General features: G+C 64.5%; 14 protein-coding genes. 7 read left to right on the top strand and 7 right to left on the bottom strand.

What is annotated here, in order from left to right:
* Positions 1 to 23: 23 nt before the first annotated feature.
* A complete protein-coding gene (locus tag PPGU16_RS19050) occupies positions 24 to 1,700 on the bottom strand; it encodes a methyl-accepting chemotaxis protein (RefSeq protein ID WP_180724317.1) in 1,677 nt (558 codons plus the stop codon).
* Positions 1,701 to 2,183: 483 nt separating this feature from the next.
* Here PPGU16_RS19050 and PPGU16_RS19045 point away from each other — a divergent pair, with 483 nt between their 5' ends.
* On the top strand, positions 2,184 to 3,482 hold the full coding sequence (locus tag PPGU16_RS19045) for an MFS transporter (protein WP_180724315.1): 1,299 nt from the start codon (positions 2,184 to 2,186) through the stop codon (positions 3,480 to 3,482).
* 38 nt (positions 3,483 to 3,520) lie between these two features.
* The gene (locus PPGU16_RS19040) at positions 3,521 to 5,287 is read left to right on the top strand and encodes a winged helix-turn-helix domain-containing protein (RefSeq protein ID WP_180724314.1); all 1,767 of its coding nucleotides are present in this window, start codon (positions 3,521 to 3,523) and stop codon (positions 5,285 to 5,287) included.
* 55 nt (positions 5,288 to 5,342) lie between these two features.
* On the opposite strand, the gene PPGU16_RS19035 is transcribed toward PPGU16_RS19040, so the two are convergent.
* Both PPGU16_RS19035 and PPGU16_RS19030 read right to left on the bottom strand, forming a co-directional pair.
* Entirely contained in the window at positions 5,343 to 5,606 is a 264-nt protein-coding gene (locus PPGU16_RS19035; RefSeq protein WP_180724312.1) for a hypothetical protein, read from the bottom strand.
* A 171-nt stretch (positions 5,607 to 5,777) separates the two neighbouring features.
* Positions 5,778 to 6,692 carry a LysR family transcriptional regulator gene (locus PPGU16_RS19030; RefSeq protein WP_180724310.1) on the bottom strand — a complete coding sequence of 305 codons (915 nt, stop codon included), beginning with the start codon at positions 6,690 to 6,692 and terminating at the stop codon, positions 5,778 to 5,780.
* 110 nt (positions 6,693 to 6,802) lie between these two features.
* Here PPGU16_RS19030 and PPGU16_RS19025 point away from each other — a divergent pair, with 110 nt between their 5' ends.
* Together PPGU16_RS19025 and PPGU16_RS19020 are read left to right on the top strand one after the other, a co-directional pair.
* Positions 6,803 to 7,366 carry an ester cyclase gene (locus tag PPGU16_RS19025; RefSeq protein ID WP_180724308.1) on the top strand — a complete coding sequence of 188 codons (564 nt, stop codon included), beginning with the start codon at positions 6,803 to 6,805 and terminating at the stop codon, positions 7,364 to 7,366.
* A gap of 39 nt (positions 7,367 to 7,405) precedes the next feature.
* Positions 7,406 to 8,119 (top strand): SDR family oxidoreductase, encoded by a 714-nt coding sequence (locus PPGU16_RS19020; RefSeq protein ID WP_180724306.1) that lies wholly within the window; start codon positions 7,406 to 7,408, stop codon positions 8,117 to 8,119.
* A gap of 21 nt (positions 8,120 to 8,140) precedes the next feature.
* Here the strand turns inward: PPGU16_RS19020 and PPGU16_RS19015 are convergent, their stop codons facing one another.
* Both PPGU16_RS19015 and PPGU16_RS19010 read right to left on the bottom strand, forming a co-directional pair.
* Positions 8,141 to 8,527, bottom strand: coding sequence for a DUF488 domain-containing protein (locus PPGU16_RS19015; RefSeq protein ID WP_180724304.1), 387 nt, complete (start codon positions 8,525 to 8,527; stop codon positions 8,141 to 8,143).
* Between the two features lie 39 nt (positions 8,528 to 8,566).
* Positions 8,567 to 8,872: a putative quinol monooxygenase gene (locus PPGU16_RS19010; RefSeq protein WP_180724302.1), complete on the bottom strand. Its 306-nt coding sequence runs from the start codon at positions 8,870 to 8,872 to the stop codon at positions 8,567 to 8,569.
* A 208-nt stretch (positions 8,873 to 9,080) separates the two neighbouring features.
* Between PPGU16_RS19010 and PPGU16_RS19005 the strand changes: the two genes are divergently transcribed.
* The 3 genes from PPGU16_RS19005 (at position 9,081) to PPGU16_RS18995 (ending at position 13,223) form a co-directional block, all read left to right on the top strand.
* Positions 9,081 to 10,019, top strand: coding sequence for a dihydrodipicolinate synthase family protein (locus PPGU16_RS19005; RefSeq protein ID WP_180724300.1), 939 nt, complete (start codon positions 9,081 to 9,083; stop codon positions 10,017 to 10,019).
* A 101-nt stretch (positions 10,020 to 10,120) separates the two neighbouring features.
* A complete protein-coding gene (gene araD, locus PPGU16_RS19000) occupies positions 10,121 to 11,875 on the top strand; it encodes an L-arabinonate dehydratase (RefSeq protein ID WP_180724298.1) in 1,755 nt (584 codons plus the stop codon).
* Between the two features lie 124 nt (positions 11,876 to 11,999).
* A complete protein-coding gene (locus tag PPGU16_RS18995; protein ID WP_180724297.1) occupies positions 12,000 to 13,223 on the top strand; it encodes a porin in 1,224 nt (407 codons plus the stop codon).
* Between the two features lie 138 nt (positions 13,224 to 13,361).
* On the opposite strand, the gene PPGU16_RS18990 is transcribed toward PPGU16_RS18995, so the two are convergent.
* Together PPGU16_RS18990 and PPGU16_RS18985 are read right to left on the bottom strand one after the other, a co-directional pair.
* The gene (locus tag PPGU16_RS18990; protein WP_180724295.1) at positions 13,362 to 14,132 is read right to left on the bottom strand and encodes an HpcH/HpaI aldolase family protein; all 771 of its coding nucleotides are present in this window, start codon (positions 14,130 to 14,132) and stop codon (positions 13,362 to 13,364) included.
* A gap of 65 nt (positions 14,133 to 14,197) precedes the next feature.
* On the bottom strand, positions 14,198 to 15,013 hold the full coding sequence (locus PPGU16_RS18985; protein ID WP_180724293.1) for an NAD-dependent epimerase/dehydratase family protein: 816 nt from the start codon (positions 15,011 to 15,013) through the stop codon (positions 14,198 to 14,200).
* Positions 15,014 to 15,045: the final 32 nt, after the last annotated feature.

Here is a 15,045-nt window from a genome sequence, read left to right as displayed (position 1 = left end):
TGGGCCCGCCAGCGCGAGCGGGCTCACGCTTCGATCTTGAAACGCGACACACCCGTGCGCAGCTGGTTCGCAACGAGCGTGAGATCGTCGATCGCCTGCGACGACTGGCGCAGCGACTCCGCCGTCTGCTGCGCGGCCTCCGACAGCTGCGACAGCGCCTGCGTGATCTGCTCGGCGCTCGTCGCCTGGGTCTGCATGCCTTCGTTGACCAGCTGGAAGCGCGGCGCGAGCGTCTGCACTTCATGAATGATCTGCGACAGCTGCTCGCTCACCTGCTGCACGTCGCGCATGCCGCGCCGCACTTCTTCGGAGAACTTGTCCATGCCCATCACACCCGCCGACACAGCCGACTGGATTTCCTTCACGGTCTGTTCGATATCGAAGGTGGCGACGGCCGTCTGGTCCGCGAGACGGCGGATTTCCGTCGCGACGACGGCAAAGCCGCGGCCGTATTCGCCCGCTTTCTCGGCTTCGATGGCCGCGTTCAGCGACAGCAGGTTGGTCTGATCGGCGACCTTGGTGATCGTCGCGACCACCTGATTGATGTTGACGGCCTTTTCGTTGAGGATGGCGAGCTTCGCGTTCACCGAACCGGCCGCTTCCATCACGCTGCGCATCGTGTCTTCCATGCGCGTGAGGCCGTTCTGGCTCGCGCCCGCGAGCGTCGCCGACTGATCCGCGACGGCCGACACTTCATTCATCGTGCGCAGCAGGTCGCGCGAGGTCGCGAAGATTTCGCGCGAGGTCGCGCCGATCTCCGTCGTGGTCGCGGCGGTTTCCGTCGCCGTCGCCTGCTGTTCTTTCGACGTCGCCGCAATCTCGGCCACCGACGTCGTCACCTGCAGCGACGACTTCTGCGCCTGCGCAACGAGGCTGTTCAGTTCCTCGGCCATCCGGTTGAAGCCGTCCTCGAGCGTGCCGAATTCGTCGCGGCGGCCAAGCTTCAAACGCTGTGTCAGGTTGCCCGTGCGCATGACGTTGTGCACGTCGACGAGGCTCGCCATCGGCACCGTGATCGCGCGGTACAGCGAAAAGCCGGTGTAGAGCGCGACGAGCAACGTGACGCCGAGCGCCGTCGCGAGCGTGATTTCCGTACCCGTCACCGAGTCGCGGATGGCTTTCGCGGACTCGTCCGCCTGCGTGCGGTTCTCGTTGACGAGTTCGTTCGCCGCGCGGATCACGTTTTCCCATGCGGGCGCGAGCTTGACGAAGATGGCCTGGGCTTGCGCTTTCGAGGTCGGAGCGGCGTGCATCGCGTCGTTCAGTTGCGGCAGGTATTGATCCCACGCGGCCCGGAAGGCGCGGAAGTGCTCGCGATCGACGTCGCGATAGAGGGTCGCCTGGTATTCGGCCGATACCTGATCGAATTTTTGCAGTGCCTGCGGCATCCGTTCGAGATCCTGCTTCGTCGCGGCTTCGTTGCCGTCGACGAACAGCGCGCGTTCGAGCGTCGCATAGCCTTCGTTGGCCGCCGCGCGCAAGGTCGTGGCGAGGTACAGGCCGGGCACCGAGTCGCGCCCCATGCTGAGCGCTTCGTCGTCCATCACGCGCAGCCGGCTCCAGGAGATGGCGGCCATCATCAGCATCAGCACGAACAGTGCGCCGAAGCTCAGCATGATCCGGTTGCCGAGCGTGAAGCGGGCCGCGTGCTTCGGCTCGAGCAGGGTGGTGTCGCTGGTGCGGGGCGTCGCTGTGGCCATTGTCGATGACTCTTCCGGTGTTGATGTATTGAGGCGGTGCGTCGGATGGCGGTCATCCGGACGGTCCACGCCGACGCTATCTGGAAATTACAGGATTCCCTCGCGAATCATTATCCCAAAAAGCTTGCGAAACCTGTGCCAGATCGTCGTTTTGAAAGGGAGGCTAGACGGTTTCCAGCAAAGCGCAAGCAGGGTAATGGCCGGATTGCGCCTTGCCTGATAACCGTGGAAGCCGTGTTCTGGCGCAGCGGCTGATGCTCACGGGCGAGCGGAAAACGCCGGTCGCGTCGCATTGCCGTTGCAAAACGCTGTTGCGAAACGCATAAGAAAGCTTTGCGAGCGCGGCTTTGTCGCCCAGAATGTTCCGTAACACCGCATGCGCTGTCGGAACGCACTCTGGCCGGGTGTCGACCGCGAAATGCCGTCCCGTCGATCTGCGCGAAACGGGCGTGGCCGATATGCCTGGCGATATCTGGAGTAGTCATGCTCGACGATACGCTTTCGCTGCCGTCGGCGTCACGGGCCGCCCGCCAACGCTGGACGATCTTCGTCGCCAGCACGGGCGGCGCGCTCGAAGTCTTCGATTTCGTCATCTACGGCTTCTTCGCGCAGCACATCGGGCGCGCGTTCTTTCCGCCCGGCATCGGGCTCGCGCCTGCCACGCTGTCGTTTGCCGTGCTTGCCATCGGCCATCTGTCGCGCCCGCTCGGCGGCCTGTTTCTCGGCCGGCTCGGCGACAAGTACGGCCGGCGCGTCGTCTTCATGTCGTCCGCGCTCGTCGCCGCGCTCGCGACGCTCGCCATTGGAATGCTTCCTTCATACGCCGCGCTCGGCATTGCCGCGCCGATTGCGCTGCTCACGTTGCGCCTCGTGCAGGGTTTGTGCCTCGGCGGCGAGTTGCCGGGCGCACTCGTCTACGCGATCGAGACGGGCTCGGCGCATCCGGGCCTGATGTGCGGCTTCGTGTTCGTGGCCGTCAATCTGTCCTTGTTGCTCGCTTCGAGCGTGAATCTCCTGGTGCATCTGTTGCTCGATGGGCCGCAGGTCGATGCGTTCGGATGGCGGATCGCGTTCCTGCTGGGCGGAATCTGCGGTCTCGGCATCTTCGCGCTGCGCCGCACGCTCGAGGAGTCGGCGGAATACGCGCGCGCGATTGCGCGGCGGCATCGCGAGCCGCTTGCCGTGCTGTTCCGTCATCACCTGGCGGCCATCGTCACGGGAACCGGCGCGGGCGTGATGACGGGCGTCACGGGCGGACTGTTCATCGCGTACATGCCAAGCTGGCTGCAGGCGCTCGGTCATGGCGCAAGGGATGTGGCGTGGGCGCAGACGCTCTATGTGATCGCCATCGCCGCGTGCATTCCGTTGACGGCGGCAGCGGGCGACCGTTTCTCGCGCCGTCGCGTGTTCCGCGCGGGTGCCGTGATGACGGCCCTGTTCGCGCCCGTGTTCTTTATCGCCGCCTCACGTACACAACCCGATCTCGTGCTGCTGTTCGTAATCGCGGGAGCGATTGCATCGTTGATCAACGGCACGTATGGCTGCGCGATCGCCGAACTGTTTCCTGTCGACGTGCGCTTTAGCGGCGTCGCGGCCGCGATGAACGTCGGCCTCGCCGTGACGATGGGACTGACGCCGCTCGTCGTGAGCTTTCTGGTCGCCGATCTGCATCGGACACTCGCGCCCGCGCTCGCGATGTTCGCGGGCGCGCTGGTCGCATTCGCCTCGACCTTTGGCATGAAGCACGGCAGGCTGCGTACGCCGATGGTGCGGCACGAGTAGCGGCGCGCGAGCCTCGTCACGCGATGGCAGGAGCGGAGATGGAACCCACAGAGCCCGTATGGATCGCGGACGTCGAACTCGACATCGGGCGCTACGCCTTGCGCCGCGGCGGCGAGCAGATCCGGCTCGAACGACTGCCGATGGAACTGCTGATCCTGATGGCGTCGCGCAGCGGCCAGCTGGTGACGCGCGCCGACATCGTGCGCGCGCTGTGGGGTGGCAATGCGTACCGGCAAACCGATAACAGCATCAATACCGCGATCCGCAAGATCCGCATCGCCCTCGGCGAGAATCCGGACGCGCCGCGTTATCTGCTGACTGTCAAAGGCAAGGGTTATCGCCTCGAAGGCATCGGGACGGCGGCGGCAGTCGAGACGGCGCCTGCGCCGTCGACGGCGGCGGCGCGCCTGCTCGTGCTGCCGTTCGGCAACCAGACGGGCGATACGGCGCTGGACAGCTTCTGCGACGCGCTCGCCGACGAAACCTCGGCGAACCTCGGCATGCTGGACGCGAACCGCATTCTCGTGGTCGCGCGCACGACGGCGGCGCACTATCGGAACGCGAAAAAGAGCATCGCGGAGATCGCCTTCGAGCTTTCCGTCGATTACGTGCTGGAAGGCTCGCTCATGCGCGATGGCGGACGCCTGCGCATTCTCGTGCAACTGATCCGCTGCTACGACCAGGTGCAGGTGTGGCGCCACGCTTACGAGCCCGTCGCGAAGGGCGCGCTCGACATCCAGATGGAAGTGGGCGCGGCGCTCGCGCGGGAAGTGTCACTGGCGCTCGGCGAGCAGTTTCAATTGCGGCTTGCGCGCCGGCTGCCCGTCGATCCGCGTGCGCACGACGCATATCTGCGTGGCCGTTACTACTGGACGCGCCGCGTGCATTTCGATGCGGGGTTCGCCGCGCATCACGCGCTGAGCGACGAGGACTTCATTCGCGCGCGCGGCTATTTCGAAGAGGCTGTCGAACACGATCCGACCTACGCGCTGGGCTACGTCGGGCTGTCGAATGTGTTCGGCGGCACGGCGGCGCATGGTTTCTATCCTTCGTTGCAAGGCTATCCACGGGCGCGCGAAACCGCGCTGCGCGCGCTCGAACTCGATAGCAGCCTGCCCGAGGCGCATCAGGCGCTGGCCGGCGTGCATTACTTCTTCGACTGGGACTGGCGGCGCGCAGAAGAAGAGTTTCTGGAGGCGCTGCGCCTGAACCCCGAGCATGCGGAAACGAGCCGCCTGTATGCGCGGCTTCTGCTCGTGCTGGGCCGCGAAGCCGAGGGGCGCGCGCAGTTCGAGCGCGCAGAACGGGCCGATCCGCTCGGCTTCGAAGGCTCGCGCATTTTCGGTCTCGTGCAGTCGGGGCGCTACGAAGAAGTGACGCGCGACTATCTGAGCGCGGGGCACGGCAACCGTTCGCCGCTCGTGTATCAGTTGCTGGCCATCGCGTTCGAAGTGCGCGGCGACTATGAGCGCGCCGTCGAGGCAACTGTCGATGCGCTCACGCGCTGCAACGAATTCACGCGCGCCGAAAGCGTGCGCGCGGCGTGGGACGCGGGTGGTTATGACCGGGTGCTGCAGTGGTATCTGCAGGACCTGCAGGCGCGGCGTCAGACACGCTACACGTCGCCGTTCCTGTTCGCCGAACTCTACGCCCGGCTGGGACAGGCCGACGAGATGTTCCGCTGGCTCGAGGTGTCGCTGGCCGAACGCTCGCCGCGGCTGTGCGAACTGCGCACGAATCCGTGGTTCAACCACTATCGGTCGCTGGGAAAGTTCAGGAGTGTCGAGAAGCGGATCGGTTACTGAAGCGCGCAGGATGCGATGCGCCGCGAAGACCCTGGGCGCATCGCGTGGATGGCGTTCACTTGCCGTGATAGAGGCTGGCGTTCAGCCGATGCTGCTCACCGGACTGCTCGGACCGCAGCAGATCCTGATAGACGTCGGAGCGTGTCGTTCCCATCGCACGACCGGACTGACCCACCGACGCATCCGGCATGCCGCCGACATCCTGCGCCGTTTGTGCGACGGGCACGGCTGCGGGCTGCTGATCCTGTGCCCATGCGTGCCCAACATAGCCCACTGACAGAGCGACCGCGCAGGTCGCCGCGATACGAAGCGTCTTCATGATCTGACTCCTTCGAAACGATGTGGGTACGGTCAGCGGTGACTGGCCGCGAGGCGAAACCGGAGGATCGGAGTTCGCTGCTTACATGGTGCGAGCCGCAGGAGGAGGGCGCTATCGACAGATCATGAAGAAATCATCAAGCCGTAGCCGTGCGGCGCGTGCGCATGCGGCTTACAGCGTTTCCCATCGCCAGGCCTGCGCGAGCCGCTCGCGCAGATAGTCGACGAACGCGCGCACGCGCGGCGCGAGATGCTGGCTATGCGGATAGATTGCGTGCAGCGGCGCGGCGGACATCGAATGCTGCGGCAGCACGCGGCGCAGCTTGCCCGCGAGGATGTCGTCGCCCACGTCCCAGATCGACTTCACGGCAATGCCGGCGTCGGCGAGCGCGAACAGATGCGCGGCCTCGCCGTCGTTGGTGACGATTGCCGCATCGACGCGTACCGCGATGCTTTCGTCGCCTTCGAAACGCCATTCCGCGCGCCGCTGGTCGCCGATCAGGATGCAGCGGTGCGCGGTCAGATCGTCGGGGTGCTTCGGCGTGCCGTGCGCCTGCAGATACGCGGGCGACGCGCACAGCACGCGAAAGTTCGGCGCGAGCGAGCGCGCGATCAGCGACGAATCCGCGAGGCTGCCGAAACGGATCGCGAGATCGAACCCGCTTTCGACGAGATCGACGACGGCGTCCGTCAATTCGAGCTGCACGGTGAGCTGCGGATGAAGCCGCTGAAAATCGGCGATCAGCGGCGCGATCTTCTGCCGGCCGAGCTGGCCAGGCGCCGTGACGCGCAGCAGGCCGCTCACTTCCTGGCGTCGTTGCGACAACAGTTCTTCCGCCTGCTCGATTTCATCGAGTATCCGCACGACGCGGGCATGAAACAGCGCGCCTTCTTCCGTCAGCGTCTGACGGCGCGTGGTGCGCTGGATCAGCCGCACGCCGACGCTTTTCTCCAGTTGCGCGAGCCGCTTGCTGACGACGGACAGCGGCAGGTCCATTTCGCGTGCCGCCGCCGACAGACTTCCCGCCGCCACCACGCGGGAAAAGGCCATCAGGGCCGGCAGGCTGTCGATGCGGGTGTCGCTCATTCTTCTCAAAAAGGAAAGGATTCATCAATCTGGAAGTGGTATTTCTTCCATGGCGCGAAGACTAGCATACCTATCAATCCGATCCGTTGCTTTTCTTCAAGGAGCCCATCATGTCGTTTCGTCCTGCTACTCCGTTGCGCCGCGCGCTGTCCGCCGCGTTGGCCGTCGTGTCGATGGCGGCTGCGCCCGCGTTTGCCACGGCTGCGCACGACTCGCTCGTCCAGCCGCATCAGTTGACCGTGGATCACAGTCTGCCGAAAGCGCAGCGCGACGCGCAGATTCTCGCCGCCCGCCGCTACGACACGTTCTGGAGCACAGGCGACGAAGCGCTCGCCCGCGCAGCACTCGCGCCCGGCTTCACCGATCGCACGTTGCCGCCGGGCCGCGCGCAGGGAATCGAAGGGCCGCTTGCCGCGTCGAAGTTCGTGCGGGCCGCCGTTCCTGATCTGCAGGCGGATATCGAACAGATGGTGGTCAGCGGCGATCGCGTGGTCGTACATCTGCGTTTTCATGGCCATTTCACGGGCCAGTTCAAGGGCGTGCAGGGGCAGGGCCAGAACGTGGATTTCATCGCGACGGATATTTACCGCGTCGCGAACGGCCAGATTGCCGAAAACTGGCATCTCGAAGACAACCTGACGTTTTTGCAGCAGCTTGGCGTCGTCGCGAAGTGACGGCGCAATCCATCCCTTTTCTTGAGCAAGGAGACACACATGAATTCGCTTGAATCGAAACGCGTGCTGATCGTCGGCGGCAGTTCGGGCATTGGCGCGGCGGCTGCACAGGCTTTTGCCGCGCTCGGCGCGAAGGTGACGATTGCATCGCGCAATGCGCAGAAGCTGTCGGCGGCGGCACAGGAAATCGGCCACGGTGTGCAAACGGCTGAGATCGATACGACGGATGCCGCCGCCGTCGAAGCCTACTTCGCCGCGCAGCAACCGTTCGATCACGTTGTGATTTCGGCTGCGCAGACGCCGTCCGGTCCCGTGCGCCAGTTGCCGCTCGACGACGCCTACAAGGCGATGGACAGCAAGTTCTGGGGCGCCTATCGCGTGGCGCGCGCCGTGAAGATCGCCGAAGGCGGCTCGTTGACCTTCGTGTCGGGCTTTCTCGCAGTGCGGCCGAGCAAGATGTCGGTCCTGCAAGGCGCGATCAACGCGGCGCTCGAAGCGCTCGCGCGCGGTCTCGCGCTGGAACTGTCACCCGTGCGCGTGAACACCGTGTCGCCGGGTTTGATCGCGACGCCGCTCTGGTCGAAGCTCACCGACGAGGCGCGCGACAGCATGTTCGAAGGCGCCGCGAACCGGTTGCCGGCACGGCGCGTCGGCCAGCCCGAAGACGTCGCGAACGCGATCGTCTATCTGGCGACGACGCCTTACGCGACGGGCTCGACGGTGCTCGTCGACGGAGGCGGGGCAATCGCCTGAACGCGGTTGACGATCCCCTGGCTAGGCGAGCGTCGCGCCCCGGTCGGCGAGCAGCTCGCGTAGCACGCTGCGATGGCAGCGGTTCTCGTGCTCGCAATAGCAGCCGACCGAGAAATTCGCGGTGGCGGACAACGCGGCGAGGGTGTCGAGCACCTTCGGCGCGTCGCCGTGGTTCATCTCCGCGCGAAACTTGCGCACGAAATCCTTCCACTCGGCATCGGTTCTGGCGGCCAGCGCTTCGTGAACGAGTTCCGGAGTAGGCGACAGTGTCGGCAGCCAGACGTCGTAGAAATTGCGGCTGCCGAACTCGGCCTTCGGCACGCCGCGCGGCGGACGCCGCACGGTGCCGATGCGCACGCCTTCGTCCGGCGCGCGTTCCGATCCGAGTCGAACGATGCGTATGGCCATGGGCTTGGGTCTCCTTTTGCGGTGCGTCTTGTGTGACGCTCAACCGAGCGTGTTCTTCATGCCCAGCACGTCGATGCGGCCGATCTGCGGCGGCCGCGTGAACAGGTCGTCCGCGACGCTCATCAAGGCCTTCGCGATCGGACCGTCCAGATGCGCCTGGCGGCCGGCCTCGTCGGGGAAGGCATCGAACACGCCGTAGGTGTGCTCGGCGATTTTCAGCGCGAACCAGATCGGCGTGGTGGTTTCCTGGTTCGCCAGCTCCAGTCCCTTCTGCAGAAACGCTTCGACCTCGGCTTCCTTGCCGGGCTTGGCCTCGAATCGCGCGAACAGTGCGTACTTGATCATCGTCTGTCTCCTTTCGATGCGGCTTGCTACGGGTCTTCCAATGTAACCGGATGTCGGCGGCAATGGCGACTGCGGTGCGACGCGCATGACAACCGTTGTCAAACGATTTCATGGAAAACACCAAGTCGTCAAAAAGTTGTTTGACAACATTGCGACGCGGGTGCTAATTTTCTGGCTTGTCAGCCACCCATCCGAACCACGAGATCTTATGAACGAGTCCCAGATCGTCGAGAGCGAATTCGCATCGACCGTGATGGCAGTCCCGCCGCTCGCGCGCCGCGCGGATTTGTCGCTCGATATCGACGCCAACCAGAAACTGATCCGCCATATCGAAGCGGGCGGCGTGCGTACGCTGCTGTACGGCGGCAACGCGAATTTCTATCACGTGGCCGTCAGCGAATACCGCGAGTTGCTCGACATGCTGGCAGAGAGCGCGGCGCCCGCCACGCGCGTGATCCCCGCCATCGGTCCGGACTTCGGCAAGATGCTGGACCAGGCGCGCATCCTCGCGCAGACCTCATACCGCACCGCAATGGTGTTGCCGCTGTCCGGCTTCACGACGCCGGCAGGCGTCGAAGCGGGCCTGACGCGCATCGCCGACGTAGCGGGCATTCCGCTTACGCTCTATATCAAGAGCGAAGACTATGTGGATGTCGATACGCTGGCGCGCCTCGTCGACCAGGGCACGCTGATCGCCGTCAAGTACGCGATCGTCCGCGAGAATCCGGCGAACGATCCTTACCTGCGCCGTCTGCTCGAAAGCGTGAGCCCGTCGCGTGTGATCTCCGGCATGGGCGAGCGTCCGGCGCTCACGCATGTGCGCGACTTCGGCCTCGCCGCATGGACCACGGGCAGCGGCTGTATCGCGTCGCATGCGGTGATGGGTTTGCTGGCCGCCGCGAAGCAAGGGCGCGATGCCGAAGCGCAGCGTCTCTACGACGCGTTCATGCCGCTCGAAACGCTGCGCGACAACATCTCGCTGATCCGCGTGCTGCACGATGCCGTCACGTTCTCGGGTATCGCCGACATGGGGTCGATCCTGCCGCTGTTGAGCGAAACGCCCGTCGAGCATCATGCCGCCGTCGCTCAGGCGGCGCGTGAACTGCTCGAGTTCGAGCGCGCGTACGCGAGCACCGTGTCTGCCTGATCCGTTTGAATGCGTGCCCCGCGCCGCGTGACGAGCACGCGGCGCGGCGGCATCGCAGTGCAATTGAAGTGGACTTGAAGCAATACCTGGAGTGAGACGACGTGAGCAATAACGGCAACGAACGCAAGAAGAAGTCCCCCGAAGAGCTGCGCAGCCACCGCTGGTATGGCGTGAACGATCTGCGCTCGTTCGGCCATCGCTCGCGTACGGCGCAAATGGGCTACAGCCGCGAGGAGTATGCGGGCAAGCCCGTTATCGCGATCCTCAACACGTGGAGCGAGATGAACCCGTGCCACACGCACTTCAAGCAGCGTGTGGAAGAGGTCAAGCGCGGCATCTGGCAGGCGGGCGGCTTTCCGATCGAGTTGCCGGTGCAGACGCTGTCGGAGCCGTTCCAGAAGCCCACGACGATGCTCTACCGCAACTTCCTCGCGATGGAAGCGGAAGAGACGCTACGCTCGTATCCCGCCGACGGCGTCGTGCTGATGGGCGGCTGTGACAAGACCACGCCCGCGCTGCTGATGGGCGCGATCAGCATGGACCTGCCGACTATCTTCCTGCCCGCCGGCCCGATGCTGCGTGGCAACTGGAACGGCGCGACGCTCGGCTCCGGCTCTGACACGTGGAAGTACTGGGCCGACCTGCGCGCAGGCAAGATCACGGAAGAAGACTGGCAGGGCGTCGAAGGCGGCATTGCGCGCTCGCCCGGCCACTGCATGACGATGGGCACGGCGTCGACGATGACGAGCGCCGCCGAAGCACTCGGCTTCACGCTGCCGGGCTTCGCGTCGATTCCCGCGCCGGATTCTCGCCATGCGCAGATGTCCGCGAAAACGGGCATGCGGATCGTCGAGATGGTGTGGGAAGACCTGAAGCCGTCGGACATCCTCACGGTGAAATCGATCGACAACGCGGTCACGACCTGTCTCGCGCTGTCGGGCTCGACCAACGCAATCGTTCACATGATCGCGCTCGCGCGCCGCGCCGGGATCGAACTGACGCTCGACCGCTACGACAGCATTTCGCGCAAGACGCCGGTGCTCGCGAACATCCGGCCGACGGGCGCGTATCTGATGGAAGACTTCTATTACGCGGGCGGCCTGCAGGCGATGCTCGCGGAACTGGGCGAACTGATCGACCGCTCGCAGAAGACGGTGAACGGCAAGACGCTCGGTGAGAACCTCGAAGGCGCGCAGATCTTCAATGACGACGTGATCCGCCGCCGCAGCAAGCCGCTGATGCCGGACAACGGTCTGGCCGTCCTGCGCGGCAACATCGCGCCCGATGGCGCCGTCATCAAGCCGGGCGCAGCCGAGCCGCATCTGCTGGTGCACACGGGCCGCGCGGTGGTGTTCAAGGACTACAACGACATGGCCGCGCGCATCGACGACGATGCGCTCGATATCGACGAGAACTGCGTGATCGTGTTGCAGCACGCGGGGCCTGTGGGCGCACCGGGCATGCCCGAGTGGGGCCAGTTGCCGCTGCCGAAGAAGGTGCTGCAGAAGGGTGTGCGCGACATGCTGCGCATCTCCGACGCGCGCATGAGCGGCACGAGCTATGGCGCGTGCGTGCTGCACGTCGCGCCGGAGTCGTTTATCGGCGGGCCGTTTGCGCTGGTGCGCGACGGCGACATGATCGAACTCGATGTGCCGCAGCGCAAGCTGAACGTGCTGGTATCGGATGAAGAACTCGCGCGCCGCAAGGCCGAGTGGGTCGCGCCAACACCGCGCTTCTCGCGCGGCTACGGCGCGATGCATCAGGTGCATGTGCTGCAGGCCGACAAGGGCTGCGACTTCGATTTCCTGCAACGCGACGGCGCAAGCGCGGCAACGGGAGAGCCGGAGATTCATTGAAAGGCGTAACGGCCGTCCGTGTCGGGAAACAAGAAACAAGAAACAAGAACAGAGCAACAAGAACGCGCGCAGCGCGAAGACACCGAGCAACAACATCAATAACCAGGCCCAGGAGGGGATACGGATGGAGAAGAAACACTATGCAGGCGTCAAGGCGGTGCTGGTGATCGGCGCATCGCTGGCGACGGCGGCGCCTGCGTTCGCGCAGAGCAGCGTGACGCTGTACGGCATCGTCGATAACGGCATCGGCTATCAGTCGAGTTCGACGAGCCTCGGTTCGACAACGGGCGGTCACTCGGCCTTCAAGATGGTCACGGGTGTATGGGCGGGCAGCCGCTTCGGCCTGAAGGGCGCGGAAGACCTCGGCGGCGGTACGAAGGCGATCTTCACACTGGAAGAGGGCTTCAGCGCGAACAACGGCGCGATGTCGACGAGCAACCTGATGTTCAGCCGCCAGGCGTTTGTGGGCGTGTCGAATGCCACCTACGGCTCGCTGACGGCTGGCCGCCAGTACGCGTCGTACTACCAGCTGCTGTCGCCGTACAGCCCGACCACGTGGCTGACCGGTTTCTACGGCGCACATCCGGGCGACGTCGACGGTCTCGATACGATTTATCGCGCGAACAACACGCTGCTGTACATGTCGCCGCAGCTTTACGGCTTCAAGTTCAGCGGCTCGTATTCGTTTGCAGGTGTGCCGGGCAGCGCGTATCAGGGCTCGACGTGGAGCACGGCGGTCCAGTATGCGCAAGGCCCGGTCGGCATTGCGGTTGGCTTCTCGAAGATCAACAACTCGAACGTAAATGGCGGCACGTTCGGCACCGATACGACGACGTCGAACGCGGGCGGGCAGGCCGGTATCTCGGCTGTGACGAACGGCTACCAGTCGGCGCGCGCGCAGCAGCGCTTCGCGGTTGGCGCGGGCTACACGTTCAACAGCCAGTTCGACATCACGGCGACGTATTCGAACGTGCAGTATCTCCCGGGCATCGGTTCGGCGTTCCGCGACGAGGCGATCTGGAATACAGGCGGCATCGTGCTGCACTGGAAACCGACGGCTGCATGGGACTTCGCGACGGGCTACAGCTATACGCGCTCGACGAAGGCCAACGGCATCTCGAGCGCCGCGTCGTATCAGCAGGTCAATCTGTCCGAGTACTACTCGCTGTCCAAGCGCACCGGTCTGTATGCGTTGCAGGCATATCAGCGCGCGAACGGTCAGACGCTCGGCTCGAACGGCCGCAGCATCATCAACGCGACGGCAACGATTGGCGACGGCTTCAATTCGACGCCTTCGTCATCGCGCAGCATGGTTGGTGTGGGCGTCGGTATGGTGCATCGGTTCTGACGCTGTTCGAAGTTGCAGTAGCAGGACAGGGCGCCGCGATTGCGGCGCTTTTTTATCGAGTGCGCGAAATAGTTGGAGCACGAAAAGCCGCCCGTCGTGGGAAACGATCGGGCGGGTTGCTGTTCAGCTCACGCGGTTTTATCCAGCCGCCTTGAACCTCGCCGCAAGCTGCTCGGCGTTACGCGCAAGCAGCCCGATATCCGAACCCACCGCCGTGAACAGACAGCCGAGATCGATATAGTGCCGCGCGAGCGCTTCATCGCCGATCAGAATGCCCGCGGGCTTGCCCGTCGCAACGATCCGTTTGATCGCATCGTCGACGGCTGCCTGCACGTCAGGATGCTTGAGGTCGCCCACATGCCCGAGCGCCGCCGACAGATCGCCAGGACCGATAAAGATGCCGTCGACACCCTCGACGGCCGCAATGCGCTCCAGATTCTGCAAGCCGAGCCGGCTCTCGATCTGCACGAGCACGCAGAGTTCGCTTGCGCACAGCTTCGGATAATCCTTGATACGCCCGAAGTCCGACGCCCGCGCCGTCGATGCATAACCGCGCACGCCTTCCGGCGGATAACGGGTGAACGACACGGCATCGCGCGCTTCGTCTTCGGTTTCGACGTAGGGAATCAGCAGCGTCTGCGCGCCGCTGTCGAGCAGGCGCTTGATCGTCACCATGTCGTTCCACGGCGGCCGCACGACGGGATGCGTCGGCGTGCCCGCGCACGCCTGCAACTGGCTATGCACCATCGGCAGTTCGTTGGGTGAATGTTCCATGTCGAGCAGCAGCCAGTCGAAACCCGAACCCGCCAGGATTTCGACCGACACATGGCTCGCAAGGCTCGACCACAAGCCGATCTGCTGACGCCCGGCCTGCAGCGCGCGTTTGAATGGATTCTCCGGAAGCTTCATCGTGTTCTCCATGGAAGGGAACCGTCGGGGACTTGCAACACAGAGTGCGCCGGGCGGCGCGTCGATCAGCGCCGGACGTTGCGTTGTTCGGGCGGCGTGTAGTCGATCGTCACGAAGCTGCCGCCCTGAAAACGCTGTGCGACGGGATCGAGCGGATTCGGCTGCTTCAGGATTTCACCGGCGTAGTCTTCTGCGTTCTGCTTCGGCTGATAGCCGAGCGGCGCTGCCGCGGCATTGTCCCAGTAGCTGCGCGTGTTGTTGGACACGCCCCAGACCACCTGAAAACCAAGCTCGGGCACATTGATGCAGCGGTCGATGAGATGCAGGAAATCGTCGTGACCGAGCCAGGTGCTGAGGTGCCGAAACTCCGTCGGCTTTTCGATGCAACTGCCGATGCGGATGCACACGCTTTCGATGCCGTGCTTGTCCCAGTACATGCGCGCCAGCGATTCACCCCACGCCTTGCTGAGACCGTAAAAACCATCGGGACGGAACGCGCAGTCGAGCGTGAGCTTGTCTTCGACGGGATACATGCCGATCGCGTGATTCGAGCTTGCGAAGATAATGCGGCGCACGCCATGCCGCCGCGCGCCTTCGTACACTTCGACGAGGCCGCGCAGATTGTTTTCGATGATTTCGGGCAGCGGCCGCTCGACGCTCGTGCCCGCCATGTGGATCAGCACGTCGACGCCTTGCATCAGCCGGTCGACCACGGCGGGGTCGCGCAGATCGCCATGCATCACGTCCTCGCCGTCGAACAACGGTTCCAGCGCGCGCGAGCCCGCCGCGGACCGCAAGTTCACGCCACGCTCGTTCAGCGCGGCGCGCAGGAAGCGGCCAAGCTGACCGCCCGCACCGCTCAATGCAATTTTTTTCGTCATGATCAAACCTTATGGCAGATAGCAGGTATTCA

The organism is Paraburkholderia largidicola, assembly GCF_013426895.1.
GTDB classification, from domain to species: domain Bacteria; phylum Pseudomonadota; class Gammaproteobacteria; order Burkholderiales; family Burkholderiaceae; genus Paraburkholderia; species Paraburkholderia largidicola.
Note: the sequence above shows the minus strand (reverse complement) of the source record. Positions and strands in the feature narration are given on the sequence as shown.